Source organism: Vibrio sp. VB16, from assembly GCF_015594925.2.
Taxonomy (GTDB): domain Bacteria; phylum Pseudomonadota; class Gammaproteobacteria; order Enterobacterales; family Vibrionaceae; genus Vibrio.
Window position 1 is genome coordinate 1914677 of sequence record NZ_CP087590.1, and the last position, 23028, is coordinate 1937704.

General features: G+C 41.2%; 22 protein-coding genes and 1 pseudogene. 11 read left to right on the forward strand and 12 right to left on the reverse strand.

Annotated features, from left to right (window positions below; genetic code table 11):
* Positions 1-165: 165 nt before the first annotated feature.
* The 3 genes from IUZ65_RS08730 (at position 166) to IUZ65_RS08740 (ending at position 2611) form a co-directional block, all read left to right on the forward strand.
* Positions 166-1059: a homocysteine S-methyltransferase family protein gene (locus IUZ65_RS08730; protein ID WP_195703365.1), complete on the forward strand. Its 894-nt coding sequence runs from the start codon at positions 166-168 to the stop codon at positions 1057-1059.
* 245 nt (positions 1060-1304) lie between these two features.
* Positions 1305-1511 (forward strand): cold-shock protein, encoded by a 207-nt coding sequence (locus IUZ65_RS08735; RefSeq protein WP_195703366.1) that lies wholly within the window; start codon positions 1305-1307, stop codon positions 1509-1511.
* Between the two features lie 368 nt (positions 1512-1879).
* Entirely contained in the window at positions 1880-2611 is a 732-nt protein-coding gene (locus tag IUZ65_RS08740) for a hypothetical protein (RefSeq protein ID WP_195703367.1), read from the forward strand.
* An 86-nt stretch (positions 2612-2697) separates the two neighbouring features.
* On the opposite strand, the gene IUZ65_RS08745 is transcribed toward IUZ65_RS08740, so the two are convergent.
* The 4 genes and pseudogenes from IUZ65_RS08745 to IUZ65_RS08760 form a co-directional block, all read right to left on the reverse strand.
* Complete coding sequence (locus IUZ65_RS08745) at positions 2698-3057, reverse strand: glutaredoxin family protein (RefSeq protein ID WP_195703368.1); 360 nt, start codon at positions 3055-3057, stop codon at positions 2698-2700.
* A 92-nt stretch (positions 3058-3149) separates the two neighbouring features.
* Positions 3150-4652, reverse strand: a complete 1503-nt coding sequence (locus IUZ65_RS08750; protein ID WP_443083707.1) for an arylsulfatase — start codon at positions 4650-4652, stop codon at positions 3150-3152.
* A gap of 10 nt (positions 4653-4662) precedes the next feature.
* Positions 4663-5043, reverse strand: coding sequence for a DUF4345 domain-containing protein (locus IUZ65_RS08755; RefSeq protein ID WP_195703369.1), 381 nt, complete (start codon positions 5041-5043; stop codon positions 4663-4665).
* 309 nt (positions 5044-5352) lie between these two features.
* Positions 5353-5572: pseudogene (locus tag IUZ65_RS08760) on the reverse strand (deca-heme c-type cytochrome); the annotation flags it as partial.
* Between the two features lie 474 nt (positions 5573-6046).
* Between IUZ65_RS08760 and IUZ65_RS08765 the strand changes: the two are divergent.
* Positions 6047-7996 carry a methyl-accepting chemotaxis protein gene (locus IUZ65_RS08765; protein ID WP_195703370.1) on the forward strand — a complete coding sequence of 650 codons (1950 nt, stop codon included), beginning with the start codon at positions 6047-6049 and terminating at the stop codon, positions 7994-7996.
* Positions 7997-8143: 147 nt separating this feature from the next.
* Positions 8144-9949 carry a sensor domain-containing protein gene (locus tag IUZ65_RS08770; RefSeq protein ID WP_195703371.1) on the forward strand — a complete coding sequence of 602 codons (1806 nt, stop codon included), beginning with the start codon at positions 8144-8146 and terminating at the stop codon, positions 9947-9949.
* 47 nt (positions 9950-9996) lie between these two features.
* Here IUZ65_RS08770 and IUZ65_RS08775 read toward each other — a convergent pair whose 3' ends face one another.
* A complete protein-coding gene (locus tag IUZ65_RS08775; RefSeq protein ID WP_195703372.1) occupies positions 9997-10407 on the reverse strand; it encodes a ribosome recycling factor family protein in 411 nt (136 codons plus the stop codon).
* A gap of 240 nt (positions 10408-10647) precedes the next feature.
* Here IUZ65_RS08775 and IUZ65_RS08780 point away from each other — a divergent pair, with 240 nt between their 5' ends.
* Positions 10648-10839 carry a hypothetical protein gene (locus tag IUZ65_RS08780; protein WP_195703373.1) on the forward strand — a complete coding sequence of 64 codons (192 nt, stop codon included), beginning with the start codon at positions 10648-10650 and terminating at the stop codon, positions 10837-10839.
* A 90-nt stretch (positions 10840-10929) separates the two neighbouring features.
* Here IUZ65_RS08780 and IUZ65_RS08785 read toward each other — a convergent pair whose 3' ends face one another.
* Positions 10930-11823, reverse strand: coding sequence for a LysR substrate-binding domain-containing protein (locus IUZ65_RS08785; protein ID WP_195703374.1), 894 nt, complete (start codon positions 11821-11823; stop codon positions 10930-10932).
* A gap of 139 nt (positions 11824-11962) precedes the next feature.
* Between IUZ65_RS08785 and IUZ65_RS08790 the strand changes: the two genes are divergently transcribed.
* Positions 11963-12988: a C45 family autoproteolytic acyltransferase/hydolase gene (locus tag IUZ65_RS08790; RefSeq protein WP_195703375.1), complete on the forward strand. Its 1026-nt coding sequence runs from the start codon at positions 11963-11965 to the stop codon at positions 12986-12988.
* An 89-nt stretch (positions 12989-13077) separates the two neighbouring features.
* Here the strand turns inward: IUZ65_RS08790 and IUZ65_RS08795 are convergent, their stop codons facing one another.
* Complete coding sequence (locus IUZ65_RS08795) at positions 13078-14178, reverse strand: alkene reductase (RefSeq protein ID WP_195703376.1); 1101 nt, start codon at positions 14176-14178, stop codon at positions 13078-13080.
* Between the two features lie 319 nt (positions 14179-14497).
* Here IUZ65_RS08795 and IUZ65_RS08800 point away from each other — a divergent pair, with 319 nt between their 5' ends.
* Complete coding sequence (locus IUZ65_RS08800; protein WP_195703377.1) at positions 14498-15217, forward strand: response regulator transcription factor; 720 nt, start codon at positions 14498-14500, stop codon at positions 15215-15217.
* Between the two features lie 88 nt (positions 15218-15305).
* Here IUZ65_RS08800 and IUZ65_RS08805 read toward each other — a convergent pair whose 3' ends face one another.
* From IUZ65_RS08805 to IUZ65_RS08825, 5 genes are read right to left on the reverse strand one after another with little or no spacing between them, the layout of a single operon-like run.
* Entirely contained in the window at positions 15306-16712 is a 1407-nt protein-coding gene (locus IUZ65_RS08805; RefSeq protein WP_195703378.1) for an aldehyde dehydrogenase family protein, read from the reverse strand.
* A 54-nt stretch (positions 16713-16766) separates the two neighbouring features.
* Positions 16767-18266 (reverse strand): tripartite tricarboxylate transporter permease, encoded by a 1500-nt coding sequence (locus tag IUZ65_RS08810; protein ID WP_195703379.1) that lies wholly within the window; start codon positions 18264-18266, stop codon positions 16767-16769.
* 23 nt (positions 18267-18289) lie between these two features.
* The gene (locus IUZ65_RS08815; RefSeq protein ID WP_195703380.1) at positions 18290-18877 is read right to left on the reverse strand and encodes a hypothetical protein; all 588 of its coding nucleotides are present in this window, start codon (positions 18875-18877) and stop codon (positions 18290-18292) included.
* A 51-nt stretch (positions 18878-18928) separates the two neighbouring features.
* Positions 18929-19867, reverse strand: coding sequence for a tripartite tricarboxylate transporter substrate binding protein (locus IUZ65_RS08820; RefSeq protein ID WP_195703381.1), 939 nt, complete (start codon positions 19865-19867; stop codon positions 18929-18931).
* Positions 19868-19905: 38 nt separating this feature from the next.
* Positions 19906-20409, reverse strand: coding sequence for a universal stress protein (locus tag IUZ65_RS08825; RefSeq protein WP_195703382.1), 504 nt, complete (start codon positions 20407-20409; stop codon positions 19906-19908).
* A gap of 193 nt (positions 20410-20602) precedes the next feature.
* Here IUZ65_RS08825 and IUZ65_RS08830 point away from each other — a divergent pair, with 193 nt between their 5' ends.
* The 3 genes from IUZ65_RS08830 (at position 20603) to IUZ65_RS08840 (ending at position 23021) form a co-directional block, all read left to right on the forward strand.
* The gene (locus IUZ65_RS08830) at positions 20603-21904 is read left to right on the forward strand and encodes an NAD(P)/FAD-dependent oxidoreductase (protein ID WP_195703383.1); all 1302 of its coding nucleotides are present in this window, start codon (positions 20603-20605) and stop codon (positions 21902-21904) included.
* 15 nt (positions 21905-21919) lie between these two features.
* Positions 21920-22282, forward strand: a complete 363-nt coding sequence (locus IUZ65_RS08835) for a cupin domain-containing protein (protein ID WP_195703384.1) — start codon at positions 21920-21922, stop codon at positions 22280-22282.
* A 262-nt stretch (positions 22283-22544) separates the two neighbouring features.
* Positions 22545-23021: a DUF1456 family protein gene (locus IUZ65_RS08840; protein WP_195703385.1), complete on the forward strand. Its 477-nt coding sequence runs from the start codon at positions 22545-22547 to the stop codon at positions 23019-23021.
* Positions 23022-23028 lie beyond the last annotated feature (7 nt).

Sequence of the window (23028 nt, forward strand, 5' to 3'; positions counted from 1 at the left end):
TTGTTAGTACGGGTTAAAACCTCATCTATCTATTTGCATAAAATACGTTGTATAAAACACGCGAAGCATTTGTTCTGCTCAACTAATCACAGAATTACATCTTGAGCCAAGTTTCATCGTGTCCTGTTATGCCGAAAATACATTACTTTATTTTGATTGGAAATTATGAAAAAACTGACCATACTCGATGGTGGAATGGGTCGCGAACTTCAAGATATTGGCGCCCCCTTTTCGCAACCACTTTGGAGTGCTCAAGCGCTGATAGAGTCACCTGAATATGTAACAAAAGCTCATCAGAATTTTATTGACTCAGGTGCTGAGATAATTATCGCTAACAGCTATGCATGTGTGCCATTTCATCTTGGTGAAGAACGTTTTCAAACCGACGGAGCACGACTCGCTCGCCAAGCCGCAATGATCGCCGAAACCGTGGCTATGAATAATAACTCAGTGTGTGTAGCAGGGGCCATTCCTCCGCCACTCGGTAGCTATCGGCCTGACCTATTCCATGCCAGAGACGCAGAGAAAATCATCACAACCCTTATAGAGGCTCAAGAACCCCATATTGACCTATGGATAGCAGAAACCATCTCTAGTTTGGAGGAGTTTGACGTAATTAACTCTGCACTTAGAAACTCGACCAAAGATCGCTACTACGCTTTTAGTTTAAACGATAACCAAGTAAATGAATCCAGATTACGATCAGGGCAATCTGTAAAAATGGCCACGAGGTTGGTCTGCCTTTCTGGTGCTAAAGGCATATTTTTCAATTGCTCGGTTCCTGAAGTGATGGAACAAGCGATAAAAGATGCAAAAGAAGTTATAGAGAAGCTCCAAACGAATATTGAAATTGGTGTCTATGCCAACAACTTCCTGCCAATCAATTCCGATCACGAGGCCAATGATACGCTGCATTCTATACGAGACCTTTCACCTGATGATTATTTGGTATACGCAAGGCGCTGGTATGAGCTCGGAGCGACGATCATTGGTGGTTGTTGCGGCATTGGTCCGTCTCATATTCGAACGCTGGCACAATGGAAGAAAACCTTAATATAGTTAGAATTAAACAGCCTAATTTGAAATTAACTACATGAAGTACGATTTAGTTTTAAAAAATGCTTGACAATAATTTCAAATCCTATAACATTCGCCGCAGCAAGAAAGAAAGCCTAGTTGTTTACATTCTCCATTTCGTTGTTAGATCCATAATACCTCGCTCTGTAGTTTTTAAGTTTTTAGTTTATTTCACGCTATTCACGCCCAATAGGGCAATATTAAATTTGAGATTACAGGATATTATTATGTCTAAAGTTAAAGGTACAGTTAAGTGGTTCAACGAAGCTAAAGGTTTCGGTTTCATCGAGCAAGAGTCTGGCCCAGATGTATTCGCTCACTTCAGCGCTATCGCTAGTGACGGCTTCAAAACTCTAGCTGAAGGCCAAAAAGTAGAATTTACTATCAGCCAAGGTCAAAAAGGCCCGAACGCTGAAAATATCACAGCTATCTAATAGCGATGATATTTTAGTTCTATACGAGCTTGAATAAAATTTTAAGAAAGGCATATCCTCGGATATGCCTTTTTTTGCGTATTAATGAATTGCTCCGACATTTCAATACTTTCGAATATCGGAATAATCCAGACAACGCGACAATAATGACTATAAACTAATGCCTCTCACTCCCGCCATTAACCAGTTTCTCCGCTAACTCCACAATTAATATATTAATTCCACCTACAATGCGCTTTCTTAGCACTGTGAATTGTCGGTATAAAGCATATGTGGCACAAAGAATTGCACTTTGACTTAAAGTCATACATGGTCGTAGTAACCATTACGTCGATTTACCTAATCGTTAACTCAGCATGAAGGATACTATGACTATTTTTGTAAGCAAAATAGACAAAAAGCTAATACGAATCGCAAAGGAAATGTTGACTGTATATTCACGGCAACTCGTCGTTATCCATGGTGGTCTTATTGGTCTGGCGCTTGTGGCCGGTGCGGTCTATATAGGCGCGCTCTTTTCGTCTGAGAGTTACGGTATAGCCTTCTTTCTGAAAGGACTACTCACTATTGTATTGTTTTGTGTTGCCATAGGCGTCGCATCAAATTGGTTAGCAGTACTTAGCAAACCTAATGAACAGAAAAAAACGTCCATTATAATTAATGGGTTTGCCGTATTTAAAGCACTCCCAAAAAAAATCATCGCCGTGTTAATTGCGGTGATTATAGTGATAGCATTTGCATTAGATACATTTTACGTTGTGCAACTACAAACAATAACGACCACAATGCCCACCAATCCAGCAATGCATATCATCGTTAGTTTTGCGGTCATATTAGGAATAACGATTTGCGCCAGCCTTACAGAACCAGTACTCGCGACGAAAGTGCGCTCACTACATAACAATAAATACTATCTAATATTCATCGCCAAAGCTTCAATCGTCACTACGATCTTTTATTATTTAAGTTGTCTCGTTCTGGACTTTGGCTCTCTCAATATTGCTATTGCGTTCGGTAGTTTTTGGAGTGCTCTACTTCTCGCTCATATCGATGGTTACTCACCGATATCAGAAAATAAAGTTTCTCAGTCTGTTGATTAATGTTTGAGAAGAAGAGTGACGGGTTCACATTTTAGATCACGGATAAAAGTTGATCTTTGATTGGAACCCATACATTTCAAATAGAATTAGGCAAATTCTTTTTCTAGATAAGCAATAATATCAGATGACTCATACATCCACGTGATTTCCCCAACGTTGTCGATACGTAAACATGGCACTTTAAGCGCACCGCCATTGGTTAATAGCGCTTCTCTATGAGTTGGATTGTTTTTGGCATCTAAAAGATCAATATTAATCGATTGACGTTTCATTGCTCGTCGAACTTTTACGCAGAATGGGCAGGCTTCAAATTGATACAGACTCATTGAACTTGCCCTGTTATCGACCTCTTGTTGTGACGCCTCGCTACGTTTGATGCCTTTTGGAGCAAATATAAAATTCAATGTTAAAATTATTTTTCCTAAAAACCAACGTACAAACTTCATAATTTCTCTTTCTGATTGGGTATAAATTAACAATAGTGTAACAGTGTTACGGCCTCGGCAATAGACTTGTTGGGTCGGTTTATTTTCACTTGTTAATTTCCTACTCCACCTACTTTCTCGGCCGGCGTTTCAGAGGTCACTGGTGGCCATTCTTTGAATGTCGCTAAATGTTGACCTACTGCGGCTTGAGCAGGACCAAACGCCCACATTTTCTGTCCCATCCATTTAACGTACATACCAGATTCTTCAGCTGCTCTTTCATATGGGTCTCTTCTCAGGTTAAATAATAAGGGGGCATTTAGTTCTTCTTTTGCCCCACCCCAACCCTCATTTTGAACAATGAAATGCGCCTTCCAATCTCCGACACGAACTGCCTGTAGTTTATCTCTTTCGTAGTAAAAAATTTCTTTGCGGCTCGATTCACCATCTTTGGTTAACATCTCCATTTGATTATAGCCGTCGAGATGTGCTTTATGTCCTTTGTAACCTTTCAATAGCTGTTCTTTTACATCTGCGGGTCCGCCAGCGGCTTCAACTAAGGTAGGCAGTAAGTCCATACCGTCAAACATGCCATTATTTACCGTGTCTGCAGGTATTTTGTTGGGCCACTGAATGAGAAATGGTGCGCGTACACCACCTTCCCACGTTGTACCTTTCTCACCATGGAATGGTGTCATCCCACCATCTGGCCACGTCATTATTTCAGGGCCATTGTCTGCCGTAAATACGATAATAGTGTTATCTGCGATCCCAAGCTCCTCTATTTTTGCCAGCATTTCACCCACATGGTCGTCAAGATCTTTCATAACAACCTCTTGTAGTCCCCAGCCATTCGTTCCAAGCATTTTCTCGTATTTCGGTGATAAATGGCTCCAAACATGTCCCCGAGATGGGCAATACCAAGTGAAAAATGGCTTATTGGCTTCCACCGCTCTTTCAATAAAATTTATGGCGTGTTTGTTAACTTCATCATCCAACGTTTTCATACGTTCAATAGTAAGCTTACCGTCATCTTTAATCGTTTGATTGCCTTTACCATCAGACGTAACGTGTAACACGTTGCGCGGCGCAAACTTCTGAAAAGCTTCGTCTTTTGGCCAGTCTGGGTCTTCCGTGTATTCCATTGCATTTAGGTGGTATAGCCACCCCCAATATTCATCAAATCCATGCATCGTTGGCAAGAACTCATCTCGATCACCTAGGTGGTTTTTACCAAACTGACCCGTTGTATAACCAAGGTCTCGTAACATTTCCGGTAATGTCGGCGTCTCTTGGTTCAGGCCAACTGGCCCACCAGGTAGGCCAACAGAATGCATTCCTGTTCTTACCGGCAATTGACCTGTTAAAAATGCAGAACGTCCAGCGGTGCAAGAGGGTTGAGCATAATAATCGGTTAACAGCATTCCTTTTTCAGCAATACTATCTATATTCGGTGTTTCACTACTCATTACACCGTTGTGATACGCACTCAAGTTGGAAATGCCGATGTCGTCGGTAAAGATAACAAATATATTTGGTTTATCTTGCGCAGCGTTCGCTAGTGCTGAAAATAAAAGCGCGCTGGTAAATGAGAAAATTTGAAACATCCTTTTCATATCGTTTTCCTTACTTTTCACTTTTTTTGATTAAGATAAAGCCCGCGACTGCAAAACCAAATTCCAGAATCATATAGGCAAAGAGTAACCAGTGAGGCATTCCATCTACAAATAGGCTGTAGAGTCGTCCAGTTGCTAAACCAAACATAAAAACCGTTAAGCTATATAGTGCTGGTAACTCATACTTTTCACGAAAAGCACCAAGGATCCAAAACAGCACGAGCGCAAGATAAAGGCCCATTACACCACGAAAAATATGACTCACATTAATCGCAACTGCATCAATACCAAACAGAAAAGACAACGACCTGACAGGGTTCAAACCATAAGAAAGCGCAATTGGTGTTAGCCCTGCTGACGCTAGCAACAAGAATGCTCTTTGTGTCTTCACTTTCTCATCCTTTAACTTTGCTCGTGTTAAGTAAAAGCGTAGAACATATTTATTAAGATACAAATAGTTATTGTTATAAGTTTACTCAATAATACGGGTCAAATTGCTTTACCGTGCTCACTTCTCATTCATTTGTTTTAATAGCATGTTCGTCACTTCTGGCGCGGAATATTGAGATAATTCATTTATACATTTATTGGCTTTCTGGTGAAGTAGCTTCGTTTTTCTATTCGTTTCCAATAGATTGCACCTAGCGAATAACTGTTGTGGGTCACGACTGATATCGAATACGCGTTTATTCATCCAATAGAACTCGACCATATATTGTTGTAATGGTTTGTAATCAAATATAACTGACTTTATAGTCACGAAAGGCATTATCAAGCCCTTCAATATTAACCCGATACTCTTCTCCTCTTTTAAAGAATCGATTCTCTTTGTCATCAAATTCGAAAACACTATTATCAAAATCACCGAGTCCGCTCTGTTCATCTGCATGTTTCATTGCCATATCATGGTCTGAACCTTTCTAAGCTTTAAACTCTATTTCATGACATGCTTACCCGTAGATATAGTACTTTTGAAACAATCATCGACTTATCCATAACAAATTTTGTAGATTTAAATATCATTCAAACACTAATTTTCTCGCATTTATCTTAGTGACTACAACACATCGTCTAAAAACCTTACTTCATTTCCTTAGCAAAAATACATCCGTAAAGATGGAATTCAATTTAACAGCTAACGGATAAAGCCACTGTCAATATATAGTATTTAGGCGTTTTGTTGACACTATTTATAAAAATGCCTCTAATAAAAATAGAGTGTTTATTCTAGATATTAATCTTATTTATTTATCTGATAAATATACGATTCCTTCATGACACATATCAATTCAAAGAACGCAAGTGGTTGTTAATGTTAGCGAACATTATGCATAAAAATTCATACAATAAATAATGTATACAGAAAGCACAATAAATAAAAATAGAGGTGAGTTATGTTTAAGAATCTAAGGCTAGGTTCAAAGATTGGATTGGGGTTCGGTACTGTTTTGTTATTATTGTCTGTGGTATTAACCACAAGCATTTTTGCACTACAAAAGGCCGACAATGGTATTTCCGACTATAGAGGACTCGCCCGCGAGACCAATCTAGCAGGGAAATTACAAGCCAATATGTTGATGGTACAAATGAATGTGAAAAATTTCTTAATCACCAAGGATAATAACGACTTAGAACAATATAATAATTATCTTTCGAGAATGAAGGAGTTTTTAAAACAAGCAGATCAAGAAATTACAAACACTGAGCGTGCGTCTCACATTTTGGAAGTAAATTCCTCCATCATCAATTATGAACAATCCTTTGAAGCGATAATAGATTTAATTCGTAAACACGATATTATTTACTCAACGGTTATCGTGCCTAAAGGCAACGAAATGCGATCTACCATCGAAGAGATCATCGTGACGGCTTACAAAGATGGTGATAATGAAGCGGTGTACCATGCAGGTCATGTCCAAGACAAAATGTTGGTTGGGCGCTTATATGTGATGAAGTATTTACAAACCAACAGCCGTGAAGACTTTGGTATTTCGATGCAGAACATGTCAAATGGTCTGTCAGATGAAATCCAAGGTCTTGAGGATAATCTTCAGAACGGTAATCTTAAAAGTCTATTGACCAAGTTTAAAGCGGCTCAATCAAGATATGTAAAAGCAATGAATGACATTGATAGTATTATTACCGAGCGCAATTTAGTAACTGAAGACTCACTCAACATAATTGGCCCTTCTATCGCGGCTATTATCGAAGACATAAAACTCTCAGTGATGAAGGATCAAGAGACTCTTGGGCCAGTACTGAAAGAATCAACAGACCGCAGTATTCAGATTACCGTTGCACTTTCAATTTTGGCCATTACGTTGGGTATCGTAGCCGCCTACTTATTGACGGTAAATATAACCCGTCCTATCCAAACTGCAGTTGATGCTGCCAACCAACTTTCTGAGGGTGATCTGACCATTGACGTTGGTAAGGTGAGTAAAGATGAAACGGGACAGCTGTTGAACGCTATACAAAATACAGCCGACAACCTAAAACAAATGATGTCGACCATATCGATGGCGAGTAGCGAACTTGCTTCGGCTTCTGAAGAGTTAGCCGTCGTGACCGAACAGACTTCAGAAGGGATCATTCAACAAGAATCAGAAACCGATATGGTGGCGACTGCGATGCATCAAATGGCGACAACCGTACATGATGTTGCTGATAACGCCGCAAATGCGGCCGCAGCTGCAAATAAAGCGGATATCGAATCGAAAGCCGGTTCGGCTGTTGTTGAACAAACGATTCATTCCATCAATTCCTTGTCACAAAGCGTAATGGACTCTTCTACGAAGTTGAATGATGTACAGCAAGAAGTTGTCAATATAAGTACGATCTTAGATGTCATTAAGGGTATAGCGGATCAAACCAACTTACTCGCCTTAAATGCCGCAATTGAAGCAGCAAGAGCTGGAGAGCAAGGTCGAGGTTTCGCGGTAGTAGCCGATGAAGTTCGTTCACTTGCGGCTCGGACTCAGGGTTCAACATCTGAGATTCAAACGCTTATTGAGCAGCTTCAAGCGGGTACAGAGAGTACGGTGCAACAAATGAATCAAGGTAAAGTACAAGCTGAAGGCTGTGTTCAGAACGCGGTTAAAACGAGTTCTGCACTTGGTGCAATTAGCAACGCGATTAATGTAATTAACGATATGAATATGCAGATTGCCAGTGCTTCAGAGCAACAAAGCTCTGTTGCAGAGAACATTAACGAAAATGTTTTAAACGTGAAGCGCATTGCGGAAGAGAACTCAGTAGCCGCAAATCAGACACGGGGCTCAAGCACCGAAATAGCGAAGTTGGCGGAGCAACTCAACCAATTAGTTTCTCACTTTAAAGTATAGACATATAAAAAGAGGGGTTTTATACCCCTCACCTCAACTTGATATTATTTCGCTTTTTTAATCGATCTCTCGGTGTATAATCGAGCCAACTAAGATTCCCATTTCCTGCTTAGAGCCCCGGATAACGTAAGGTTATTAATAACAACAATGAAATATAAAAAAGATATTGATCCCCTCGCAAACTCCCAGTTATTTGATGTCTTACAACAAGGATTTCTCGCACCGTCTACTTTGCCGTCCGTTGCTCTAGAACTTGAGCGTATTGGTATTACTGCAGACAAAAACTCCACTCTGTTTTTCTCAATCGTTAATCAGAGTTCGAACGCCGTTGTTATTACTGATGTAAACAAAAACATTATCTACGTAAATAAAAAATTTGAACAGCTTAGTGGCTATAGCCTCGAAGATGTTGTTGGTGAAAACCCACGTGTCCTAAAATCTAATCAAACCTCATCAGATACCTATAGAGATATGCACCTTACGTTGCAAGCTGGCAATCAGTGGCGCGGCGTGTTTATTAATGTGCACCGTAATGGAAATCAATATATAGAAGAAGCCGTTATATCCCCTATCTTGAACGATAAAGGGAGTGTCATCTGTTTCTTAGCAGAGAAAAAAGACATTACCGCCCAGAAACATGCCGAGGATAGGGTCAAAAAATTAACTCAGTTCGATAGCCTCACTGAATTACCAAACCGCGCGTTTTTTATTGAAGAAGCTGAGTTTCTCGCTAGCGTAAAACCAACTACCGACAACCATTTTTCAATACTGTTTGCCGACATAGACCGATTTAAAGAACTCAACGATACTCACGGACACCTTTGTGGTGATGGAGCTTTAAAAACGGTTGCCAGACGCTTAACAACGTTGTTGTCTGCTAATGATTTTTTAGCCAGAGTAGACGGCGATGAATTTGTCGTTATACACAGAAATGCGACTAAAAATAGCACTTCGTCTTTGGCAAAGAAGTTGATCGCGTCCTTTTCCGAACCAATCGTAATCCAGGGTCGAGAACACTATTTGGGCGTGAGTATTGGCTCATCAACTTGGCCGACAGATGGCCAGAATTTGGACGAGATATTATCTCGGTCTGATTTAGCAATGCATAGAGCGAAGAGTACTCAGCAAAGTTATGCCTCTTACACCCAAACGCTAGGTAACGAATACGACAGAGAAAAGAAATTGTCTGCAAAGCTAGCAAAGGCGATTGAAAACGAGCAGTTTTTCTTGGTATATCAACCAAAAATCGATCTACACACTAAAAAGGTTATGGGTCTAGAGGCTTTACTCCGTTGGAATGAGCCAGAGCTAGGCTTTATCGGACCTGTCGAATTTATCCCTATTGCTGAAAAACATGGTTTGATCACTGACATAGGCAATTGGGTGATCGTTAATGCCTGTAAACAGATAAACGAGTGGCATGCAGAAGGGTTAAAATTCGAGGGAAAAATTTCAATAAATATCTCGGTTCAACAGATTGAACAACCTAATTTTTACGAACGAACGCTTGCAACAATAAGCAATGAACAGATATCACCAACTCAGATCGAATTGGAAGTGACTGAATCTATATTGATTAAAAATCCTGAAAAAATCATGGCTATTTTGAGCCGTTTGGTGGACGCCGGCTTTACCATTGCTATCGATGACTTTGGAACGGGTTACTCTTCCTTCACCTACTTGAAAAAATTAAAAGCCAGTGTTTTGAAGATTGACCGCTCATTTGTCGCCAATGTCACCGTCAACCGCCAAGACCAGAGTATCGTTCAGTCTATAAGCCATTTTGGCCACAATTTAGGCCTAACTGTGATAGCTGAAGGGGTCGAAACGATTGAACAATCAGATTATCTAGCCTCAATAGGCTGCGATATGGTTCAGGGTTTTTACTACTCAAAACCACTACCAGCCGAAGATGTCGTGCCATTTATAGAAGACAATCAAAATCGAATATAACGCAGCATTCGACATTCTAAACCGATGTAATTTAGAGCCGCGTCACTTTAGAATGGATCGACATTAAATCTAGCCTCTCTTGCTTCAGAAACAGTGCAATCCGTTGCGACCATCAGTTCAGCAAGTGTCGTATTAGGGTTTTCTGTAATGAGTCTCTGCAACTTATCCTGTTTAGATTCTGGAGGTGGTCCACATTCAAGCCGCGTTTGTTCGAGTTTTTCGATGATATAACGCATCCTATCAGGGTGTTTAGCCTTCAACTCTTCTAGAATTTTTTCAAGTTGGGTAAGATTCGCAATAAGCTGCCAGTTTCTTGAACGTCGAATTCGCTTAAGTACGCCCCCTTGCTCAATGATTAATTGTTTTGCCTCTTTAACACCTACTCCACCAATGCGATGTATCAAGGATGGTAAGTGGGTCAGTATATTATCTGTCTCTTTCACAGGTCTCAGTGTCATTGCTCAACGTCTTGTTAATTCTAACAGGGTTGAATACTTACGCCATGCCCTAAAATAACCAAACATGACCACTTTGGTGCTTATGTCGATCTAGGTAACATTTTTTGTTGGATCAAAGCCAGTGTACTCGCGCTAAACGGTATGCGTGTCTATAAATTCAGTTTCTTAAACAATACACCTTAGACAAACTCAGAGGAACCTTTTACATTACTATTAGAAAAGGCGAAAAGGAGAGATGTAATGGACTATGAGCCACATACACAATCTACACTTTCATCCCATAATTACCCTATCGGCACTTATGTTTGTACCACGTGTAATATGACTGTTGATGTACATTCTGATAACCAAAAAACCCCTATTTGCCCATGCTGCGAGCAACCTGTGTTTATTATCGCTGAAGAGCAAAGCTTATTGCGTAAACATAAGTAACTAACGACAATCTATCGTTATTTTTGTATTAATATGTGCCTACGCAGTCGGCAACACAGCCGAAATTAATACCTTGAATTAGTATTTATTCTAGTTACCTAAATTAGCCTGTAGCCATTGATTAAATTCATAGATCTTACGTGACGCCAGTTTATAGCTTGGTATGTGTACGTAGTAGCCATAATTGGTTTTCATTGAAAGATCAAATGGATTCACTAACTGCCCTTTTTCTAGCTGAGCGTCGACCATAAAATCAGGAAGTAGAGCTAAACCAACACCCTCCTTTACCGCTTCTAACGACATGTAGAAATGCTCAAACGCAACACTGTGATAATTAAAGGTGAAAGCGATCTCCTGCTTCCTTTTAAACTGCTCCCATAAATGTGGCCTAGTTACATGAGGTAATAGGATAAGCCTTTGTAAATCGTCGATCGTTTTGACACCTTCGTTTACTAATAAAGCAGGGGATGCAACCAATACTAGGTTTTCTTTTTGCAATAAAGTGGCGTTTTCGTAGTGCTTGGATAAAGGTAAACAACGGACCATAATTTCTGTTTCCAAATCCATTTTTTTTATCATCCCATCACCGGTTTTAATTCTCACGCGAATATTTTTGTTCTTCTTATTGAACGATTCTATTTGCGGTATCAACCATAGGCTGGCAAAGGAAGGTGTCACATTGATGGTCAGTATCTCTTCCACTTGGTCGGTCTGAATTAGACTAGCGGTAGCGTATTGAATAATCTCTAGTGCCTCGACGATTTTTGGCAGATAACGTTTACCAGCATTAGACAGCTCGATACCGTTGATGTGACGTTGAAAAAGCGGTTGACCTAGTTGCAATTCAAGACTTGAAACCTGTTTACTTACCGCTCCCTGCGTCACAGATAGTTCATCTGCTGCCTTCGAAAAGCTCATATTATTCGCCACTGCAATAAATGTTCTAAGCGCCTTTATTGAGGGCAGTTCATTTCCTTTTAGCATCGATTTTCTTCGTCCATTATTCGCTACTCTTAAGATTATTCTTATTACACGTTGACTTCAAAGGCATTGTGTCAATTTCGCCGTTTTTTTCCGACTCAATGCGGTAGAATTAGCGCAAATAATCGTAATAGGAAAATGTATGCGAGTTATATCCTTTGAAGGTACCCCCTATGAACTTGGCTACAAACTAGGACAGGAAGGAAAGTCTATCTTTGCTAGCTATATAAAAAACAGTCCGTGCTTTACTAAACTCCTGCCCTGGCGTGAAAGTGATTGGCTTTCTTCTGTAGACCAACAGATTCAGCAACACTTTCCTCGTATCTATAAAGAGCTACAAGGGTTAGCTGACGGCTGTCAACAAGACTATAAAGACATTCTGTTATGGAACTGCCGTGGTGATTTACTACCAACTGGAGCAGAAGGCTGCACCTCGATAGCAGTCAAGAAGGCAGATAGAGTCATTGTCGCTCATAATGAGGATGGCGACCCAAACTTGCGAGGGCACTGTTTCTTATTAAACGCAACATTAGATAGCAACATACGCCTATTTTCATTTGCCTACCCCTGTTCTATTCCCGGACATACTCTCTGCGCAAATAACCATGGCTTAGTGTATACCGTAAATAATATTCGTTTGGTAGAACAAGGAACCGGGCTACCAAGAATGGTGATATCTCGTGCGCTATTGGAGACCAAGAATTGCGATGAGTTTGTTACCTTGCTTAAAAATCACCAGCGTTCAGGTGGGTTTCATTATACAGTTGCAGATACCACATCAAAACAGCTTTTAAGCGTGGAAGCCCCTTTCCAATCTGTGTCCACACAGAGGGTAGAATTAAAATGCGTTCATGCGAACCATTTGGTTCATAACAAGATCAGTTCGATTAAACAGATCATCACCGAGTCTTCCCAATGCAGACAAAATAGGATGGAAGCGTTAGCTGAGTATTACTCTGATTCAATAGATGAAGAACGATGTTTTCACATATTGCAGGATATCGAGATAGGTGCACTCCCGATATTCAGAACCGAACTGGATGATCCTGATGAAGAAAATACACTTGCAACCGGTGTGTTCACTTTGCGTACTGAAGGCGTTGAAGTAGTAGTCTACGGTATGGAGGATTTTAAGAACCCGCTGATCTATCGTTTTTCATTGAACTAATATGCCGTTACATTAAGAATAATGAAGGCTTCGTTACAAGGTATCGATTGGTCTAACAGCCAAGCCAATCAATACCTTAATCTCTAATTTTAGTTACGGCCGTACTCTGAATAATCCGTCAGTCCGTGTTCTGAGCCACCAAACAGGGTGTTGGGGTTGTGCAGCGTTAATGGATAACCATTTTTAATACGACTGGGTAAATCCGGGTTAGCAATAAATGGACGGCCAAAACCAACCATATCAGCCACACCTTCTTCAATAGCCTGCGCGCCCTTCTCATCATTATAACGACCCGCATAAATTAGCACGCCTTTATAAGCTTCGCGAACCGCCGCTTTAAACTCTTTTGGTGTCTCGGGTGCATCATCCCAATCCACTTCTGCGATATGGATATAGACAACATTTAGCGTATCAAGTAGTGCCGCCGCCGCCGTGTAAGTTTCAACGGGTGTCGCATCCACTGTACCGTTCAGTGAGGTAAAAGGCGCGAGTCGAACACCAACACGGTCAGATCCAATAACGCCTGTCATTGCGCTAACCACTTCACTTAGAAAACGTAAACGATTTTTAATAGAGCCGCCATATTCATCCACTCGAGTATTCGCCTCAGAATCAATAAACTGGTTTATCAAATAGCCGTTTGCAGCGTGCAATTCAATTCCATCAAAACCCGCCTCTAATGCATTTAATGCGGCTTGACGATACTCACCAACAACATGTTGAATATCTGCTTTCGTCATTGCTCTTGGTTCTACCACGTCAACAAAACCGGGTTCATCAGTACCATTATCAATGAATACCTTCACGTTTTCTGCTGTAAGAGCAGATGACGAAAATGGTTGTTCACCACCGATATTATCAGGATGGGTTACTCTTCCAACATGCCAAAGCTGAGCGAAAATAGTACCGCCTTTGGCATGAACTGCGTCAGTTGTCTTCTTCCACCCTCTAATTTGCTCTGGAGTATAGATTCCGGGAGTCCAAGCATAACCTTGACCCATTGCAGAAATTTGAGTGCCTTCCGCGACAATCAGACCGGCCGATGCTCTTTGTCCGTAATATTTCGCCATCATCTCGTTAGCAACGTTACCTGGCTGACTTGCACGCGATCGAGTCATCGGAGGCATGACGATACGGCTTTTAAGTGATAGTTGACCGAGTTTTATTGGTTGGAATAGCGCGTTGCTCATTTTATCATTCCTGTAGATTAGCGAACTTGAGTTATTTCAATAGATAAAGTGTACAGCCAACCAATACCCATATGAAATTATCAAATATTATGTATTCAATAATTTGACGTTATAATACGGTGGCATTGATACGCGGATGCTTCTATGAGTAGACAATAAAACAATTAGTTAACAAATTAACTACATTTGAATCACAAAACCAAAATCTATCAGTATAAAAAACAAACATCACCGGATATATTATCCGTTAATGACTAATTGAATTCACGGAGTGAATATTGTTTTGGTTATCAATACAATGGATTGACGGAGTTAGTTAATGAATATTTCCAGCACCAGCGCCAACCTAGTTCAGCTAAATGATTTTCAACATGAAATGTTATTACTGCTCGATTCGAGCCTCAAAGTTTCAAGGCTAGCAAGTTACCTTGTTGATGATCGGTCACGTCCAATTTGCTATCAGACGTCTAAAATTCAACCATCGATGCATAGAGAGTATTTAGAAGGCTTCTACAAAGAAGACCCTCTTTATCCTGAACATTTCAAGTCCCCAAGAGATCGAATAATAAAGATGAGTGACCTCGTCTCTCCAATGAAACAGCGCTCGAATATTTATTACCAAGATTTCATTAAACCTTGGAAAGTTCAAGAGATTGTCGAACTCTATTTTTATCATAATAACAATCTAATCGGTGGGGCTTCCTTGTTTTTTGATCAGTCTGTTAATCCGCCTTCAAAGGATGACTTCATCCGTTTGGGCGCGCTACATCGATACATCGAATTTAGCTTAGGTCAACAACTCAAAACCGTCACTCAGTTAAGTTTTGATGACTTTTGCGATCAATTTATTCTAACCAATAAAGAACGAGTCGTCCTCCAATTAGCTATTCAAGGGTTGGCAAATAAAGTGATGGCGCAAAAACTAACCTGTAGTCTATCAACCGTTAAAACTCACCTACAGCACCTTTTTGCAAAACTTGAAGTAAACAGTAAGGTAGAAATGATCAATAAAGTGTACAGTTCGAAGTGTATTTTATAATGTGAAAACCGTTATTTTGATAGCACGCAGGCTAGAGCCTCATTACCGCTCTAGTCCGCGTTTAGGTTAAATTTAAGGTCGTTCTGAACTATTTATTGATATTTACAACCTGTAATAGGCTGTTTTCCAGTAACCCCTCTAGTCCAAACTCTACACCAAAACCCGACATTTTACAGCCACCAAATGGCGCATGAGGGAGGACTTCTGCATGGCCGTTTATCCAGACAGATCCACATTCTAGTTGCGAAGAAAGGGCAAGTGCTGCATCTACATCGCCCCATATTGAACCACCAAGGCCAACCTCACTATCATTCGCCATAGCAACAGCTTCGGAAACGTCACTATATGGGATGACAGGGAGCACCGGACCAAACTGTTCTTGCTCGACTATTGCCATCCCATTTGCTGCGTTACCCACAATGGTCGGCGGGTAAAAATAGCCCGTTTTATCTAGTCTAGTGCCACCAACGTAAATTGTCGCACCGTCTCTTTTGGCGTCTTCCACCAACTCCATTACCTTCTCTAACTGTTTTATATTCTGCACTGGTCCAAATGTTGACGTTTGTTCAAACCCATCACCAACGACTTGCTTGTTAGCGATCTCAGCCAGCAATTGACAAAGCTCGTCATGTTGTGACTTATGAACATAAAGGCGCTTCAACGCCGCACATGTTTGCCCCATATTGATGAAAGACGTACCAAAGATACCCTCTGCAATCGCATCTAAATCCGCGTTTGGCAATACTATTCCAGCATCATTACCACCTAATTCAAGAGTTAGTCTTTTCAGGTTACCTGCCGCGGATTTCATAATATGTTGTCCGGTTTGAGTAGAACCAGTGAAGACTATCTTTTCGATGCCCTTGTGCTCACTCATCGCTTTGCCAAGTGAGCCCTCGCCAGAAAGTACGCTAAATACCCCTTTTGGTAATACATCTTGCAGCAATTCCCCAAGCATGAGCGTATTCATCGGAGTTAACTCAGAAGGTTTGTTGATTACCGTATTCCCCATACGAAGTGCAGGAATAATATGCCAAATTGCAATCATTAATGGCCAGTTCCAAGGCGTAATCGATCCCACAACACCGATCGCTTTACGTCGCCCTTCAATGCGTTTGTTTGGCGAATCCTCATATACCTCGACCGGAATCTCGATGCTGGTCGAATGTCGCGTCCACGCAATTGCACCGCCAACTTCCATCTGAGCAAGCGACATCGGTTTCCCTTGCTCTTTTACGATAGTTTCGGCCAATATTTGTGCATTCTTTTCAATTTTGTTCGCAATTTCGTTGATATAATTATCACGCGTTGATTGAGGTAATTGACTCCAACTTTTGAAGGCATTTTTTGACGCTTCAACCGCTGTATTTAGCTGGGCGATAGAAGCCACCGGCGCGTTAAAAGCGACCGTTTCATTCGCAGGGTTTAGGACATTCATTGAAGGCATTTCACCCATGACTGAACAACCATTTATGGTTAAACCTATCTTGTTCATTATTATATTCCTCTCTTATTATTGCTGTTCGTTAGCGAACCGGTTGTTTCTCGTTTACGCATGAGCGGTCTTCGCTTTTGATTTGCTTTCTTTGATTAAACTGAAGATAAATAAAGTGACGGACAGAACTATCACTCCTAACAACACTAGGCTAATCGGACGGTCTACAAAGATCCCAAGGTCACCATTAGATACGCCTAAAGCTTGCTTGCTGCGGGTCACAAAAACAGGCCCTAAAACTAGGCCAAGTATGATAGGTACTGCAGGGATATTTTCTCGTTTTAAAATGTAGCCAAAAATCGCAAAACCTAACGCTATCAGCGCATCAGAAAATTGATAGTTTTGGCTATAGCTGCCAATAAAACCGAGCACAAGGATAAGCGCACCGATAAAGCGGCCTCGAATACGAGTAAGATTTACTATCCATTTACTGGTAAATGTTAGGAACAAAAAGGCAACGATATTGATAAGGAACAGAGAGATATAGAGGCCGGATATAAACTCTGGTTTCTCCGCAAATAGTGTCGGTCCCGGTATGTAGTTGTGTACCATAAACACAGAGAGCAGCATCGCCATCAGTGCGTCAGCAGGGATCCCAAACGCCAACAACGGAATCATAACAGAGGCAGTAACCGCGTTATTAGATGTCTCCGATGCGATGAGTCCTTCTTTTGCACCCTGACCAAACTTTTCTGGATTTTTGGAAAACTTCTGCGCCAAAGTATAAGAGAAGAACTGAGATCCAAACTCCCCTACGCCGGGTAGCAACCCCATAACCACACCTAGAGCAGCAGAGCGTAGAACTGTCCATTTATATTTAAATACGGTGACCATTCCCGAAAAGCGGCCTTTTCCTTCATACTTCGTGACCTGTGAATCGTTCCCTTTTTGCGATAGAAGAACAAACGCTTGTGACATTGCGAAAAGACCAATTACGGTGGGCACCAACGGAATACCACCTAATAACCATTCTTGATCAAACGTATAGGTTAAGGTGTTGTAAGAGCGATCAATGCCGATTGAACCTAAAAAGATACCTAGTCCTAACATCATAGCGGCTGGAAAAGCTTGTCTGTAATGGGCCATCACAACAAAGATCATGCCCAGCGCGGCTAACATAGCAAACTCGGCAGACCCAAAGTGATTCGCGACTTGGGAAAGTACTGGCGCAAGTAGAACCAAAGAGAGTACGCTGATAATACCGCCTATAAATGACGAAGAGTACGCAATAGAAAGTGCCTTCTTGCCCTCTCCTCTTTGGGTCATTGGATAACCGTCATACGTCGTTAGCACTGCTACGGGTGTACCTGGCGTATTCATTAAGATAGCGGGGATCGCCCCGCCATACCACGCACCGCCATAAACTCCGAGTAATAAAGTAACACCCGGAAGGGGGTCTAACGTAAAAGTTAGAGGAAGCAAAATAGCGATCACTCCAGCAGGTTCTAGGCCCGGAATTGAGCCAATAGAAACCCCTAAGAGTGCACCACAAACAATCGCTAACATGACGTTGAATGTGGCGATTTCATTTATCCCAAGAAGTATAATATCCATATCTTTCTAATACTCGGTCGGTTTTATAAATACATATTTGCAAATTCGGAGAATTGCGCAGGCAGTAGAGAATAGAGCCAAACATCAGGCAACCAGAAATTAACCAGAACTCTAAATACCAGCACCATCACAACAACGGATACCGCTGAAATTGACACCCAAAACCGGGTAAACAAATTGCTTATCCAAAGCATGGTTAGGATAAAAATCAAACTAGACGGCGCAAATCCAATAACAGATAAACTACCGATGTACAGCATGAAAAATAGACTAATTATGATAGCGGTTCGGTACTTGCTGATAGCAGAGAATGCGAGTTCAACGGGGTTGATGCCCTTAAGACAGTGAATGTTCTTAGCCGTATTGAACAGCAAATAAATGCCACTAAAAGCTAAAATGATGTACAACCCGACAAAAGGAAACACAAAAGGTTGGGTATACCACCCATGGGCTTTTAGCACTTCTTTGGCCTGCATAGGTTGTAATAGAATCAGCATTAACGACCCCAAAAATGAGGATAGGTAAAAATAGTAATGAGACGATGACTGACTATCAGTGGACGTTTCATCCTTTACTTTATCGTTAGTTTTTTCTCTGATATCAATAGCCATAGATCCTCCTGCGAATTAGGACGAAATAGAATACTATTTCGTCCTTCTGACTTAATTCATGTATTCCAATAAACCTTGGGCACTAGCATAGTCGTCTGCAATCACTTGTTGAGCTTCATCACCGCCAATCCAGAATACGCTGGCGCCTGTGCTGGCACTTATTTCAGCAACACGGTCGGTAGCCAATGCAGCCTGAGCTATTTCAGCAATACGGTTTTTAATCTTCTGCGACGTTCCTTTCTTAACGAATAGACCGTTCCACGTTGTCTGAGCGATACCGGTTTGCTCCTCAAGTGTCGGGACATTTGGGCTAAGACTTAAACGTTCATGAGTAATAGACGCAATTATTTTTACATCACCAGACTTAAGACATGAAAGTATCGTCTGTGTAACGGTATTGATTACGGTTGCGTCACCATTTGCGAGCGTTGAACAATTGATCGAATCAAATGGTGCATTTGATGAGAACTTAAGGCCAATTTCATCTGCGGCTTTAAACGTAATCGCCGTTGGGAGTGCTTGATAACCAAAGTGAGCAAGAGAGACTGGATTCGATTTAGAAAATTCAGCTAACTCTTCCATATTGTTATAAGGCGCGTCAGCTTTGACCGCGATGACAAACGGGTAATCTAAAAATATTCCAACAGGGTCAAATGTATTTTGATCAAAAGGTGCATTGCCAGATAAGATTTGAGTCGTTAAAAGGTCCGCAACAAATGAACCAATCGTTAAACCATCGTTTCGAGCTCTAGAGACTTCAGAAGCACCGATAATACCGCCACCTCCCGGTTTATTGACTACGGTGGCTGGTTTGCCTGTTTCTTTCGACATCTCTTCAGCAATGATACGGGTAAGAATATCTTCGAGGTCGCCTGGAGGCCAAGGCACAATATATTTTACAGGCCTATTGGGGTAATCGGCTGCATTGACCATCATTGGTGTCAGCAGTATTGATAATATCATCCAGGTAAAAGTAACAATTTTTTTCATGATAATTCCTTATATTTATACATTCCTAAGTGCATTCTTTAGTTTGCCTTGTGACTCTTGGTACTGAGCAGAGGCACAATCAAGACTGGTACAACTGATTTTTGTAATACTTTGTGCGAAGTTGAGCCGAGAAATACCCTCGATAACGCACTCACTTCCCTATTCCCCATCACTATCATTCCAGCGTTGTATTGCTTAGAAGCATCGACGATGACTTCTTCAGGCGAACCAAATTGGATATGAATTGATAAGTGCGGAATCGCCTCTAATGTGGAAAATTCTGTTGTCACAAAACGATTGATTCTGTTTTTGACATTAGAAATTATCGACTCTTTATGCTGCACAGAATGACTCTGTTCGATATTTTTTGGCAAAAGAGAATGGGACGCGTCGGGAGTGATTTTGTTTACCTTATCGACAGCATGCACATAGATGATCTCTGCTTGATGCGAGATCGCCTCCTTCAATGCCACATGAAAAGCGGTTCGGCTGCCCTCACCAATATCTGATGCGTAAATAATGACGTTAATTTCATTGCTCATTGTGCGTTCCATCGTTAAATGACCGATTCATTACAGGCGATGTTAGGTAAGAAAGAAATCAACCATAAGGATGAAACGTTAAAATTATGTAACATGTTTACTTTTATTTTACATATCAACCTAACGGCTGATAGCCGCCTCGAAATGAGCGTGATTAGATAAATGGGTCTGAAGCACAATAAAAGGAATTAAGATGAGGCATTTAGATTCTCTTACTTATTATGCTGCTACCAAAAAATATGACCTAAGCTTTCCGAGATTGACAGAAGATCTTGAAGTAGACGTTGTCATTATTGGTGGCGGTTTTACGGGTGTTAACACCGCACTAGAGTTGGCGGAAAAAGGCATTACAAACACGGTAATTCTTGAAGGACGTTACCTTGGTTACGGAGGTACAGGTCGCAATGGTGGACAAATCATGGCGGGATTAGGCCATGACCTAGATACGGTAAAAAAACACGTTGGTCCGGAAGGGTTACAAGAACTGTTTAAGATAGGCAACCTTGGTGCTGCCATCATTAAGGCGCGAGTCGACAAATATAATATCGACGCCGATTTCCGTCACGGCTATGCCTATTTAGGCAGTAACTCCCGTCAAGAAAAGACGCTTCGTGCATGGGAGAAAGAGTTTACCTCTGTTTCCCCAAACGAAGATATCCAGCTCTTAACGGGGTCTGATGTAAAGCAAGTCGTAGGGTCACCCGCCTACAGCTGTGCCCTTAAACATATGGGTGCGGGTCACGTTCACTCACTTAATTTATTGCTTGGTGAAGCCAAAGCGGTCAGCGAATTATATGGAGTGAAAATCTTCGAAAATTCGATGGCAATATCGGTCGATTACGGTTCGACAATAACGGTAAAAACTCCAACTGGCAGTGTTAAGGCCAAGAAAATGTTATGGGCTTGCAACGGTTTCCTCGATGGAATGGAACCAGAGATACACGGCAAGACCATCAACACTTACGCTTTTCAGCTCGCCACTGAACCACTATCTGACGAGTTAATTGAAGAGATAAGCCCAATTCGTGGCGCATACAGCGATATTCGCCCAGTGATCGATTACTACCGAGTTACAAATGAAAACAGGTTGTTATTTGGCGCAGCAACACGCGCATTAGAATATATTCCGAAGGACTTAAAGGCATGGAACAGAACACAAATGCTTAAAATATTCCCCTACTTAGATAAGGTCAACATTGATCTCGCATGGGGAGGGCCACTCTGTTGCAGCGCAAATCTATTCCCACAAGTTGGTACATTAAAAGAACACTCGAACGTGTTTTATGTCCAAGGTTATTCCGGGTTTGGGGTCACCCCTAGCCACATCGTATGTAAAGTGCTTGCGGAAGGTATGAGTGAAAAAACCGAACGCTATGAGTTAATCAGTAACATCCCTCATGTAAATGTACTCGGAAAAGACTACATCGCTCCCGCTCTCCTAACGAGCGGTAAGATGTGGCATCAAGTTTCCGGTTATTGGACGGGTCGTCGTTAAGCTAAGGAGAAAACAATGAAAGCATTATTACTGAATGGAACGTTGCCTGAAATGGCAGAAATAGGCAGTGTCACGAACTTAGGCTCTACTGTGATCGAAGGTGATCCGCAGGCCAGCATAGCCATGATTGACGGCGCTCCAGAAGATACCGTGGCCTGCGGTATCTTTAAATGTACGAAAGGTGTCTTCTCTATGCAATATCCGTTCACGGAGCATGCCACTGTTATAGAAGGTAGATTGAAACTAAAGAATATAGACACGGGAGAGGAATCCACTTTTGGTCCCGGCGATTCATGGTTTGTCGCACAGGGCAGCAAAATCGAATGGCACATTATCTCTAACCATTTTATTAAACACTACTTATCGGTAGCGAATTAATACGTCACATCGATACAAGATGGTATTTTGAGACCAACGCACCTAACGCATATTAGGTGCGTTTTTTTTGCAAATTAAACGGTTCCTTATCATCACTCACTGTCGATGAAATATTAAATGGCTTTTTCATTGCTAGCGGATCGAAACATTAGTCTGACATCCACTGTGTATTGGCTTGGCTCAGTGTGTTAAAGTGCGCGCAATTAAACTTAGGCATCACACTTTCAGGTTGCTAAGTACTCATTATAAATTAGGAGCTATTATGACTAATAACGATATTTTACGCCGCATTCGCTACACCTTCGACTTTAAAGATTCTCAAATGATCGCCATATTTGCAGCCGCTGACAACACAGTAACTCGCGCTCAAATCAGTGACTGGCTCAAGAAAGAAGAAGACCCAAGCTATATTAAAATGGTCGACACCGAACTGGCTATTTTCTTGAATGGTCTGATTAATACTAAACGTGGTAAACGTGAAGGCGAACAACCTACACCAGAAAAACGCTTAACCAACAACATGGTTTTCATGAAGCTTCGCATCGCATTGAACATGAAAGCAGAAGATATTTTGGAAACAATGGAAGTCGCTAACTTTATTATGAGTAAGCACGAACTAAGCTCTTTCTTCCGCAAACCAGACAACAAACATTACCGTGAGTGCAAAGACCAAATATTACGAAATTTCCTAATGGGTATTCAACGTAAACTTCGTCCAGAAGACACCAACGAAAGTTAATCCTTAT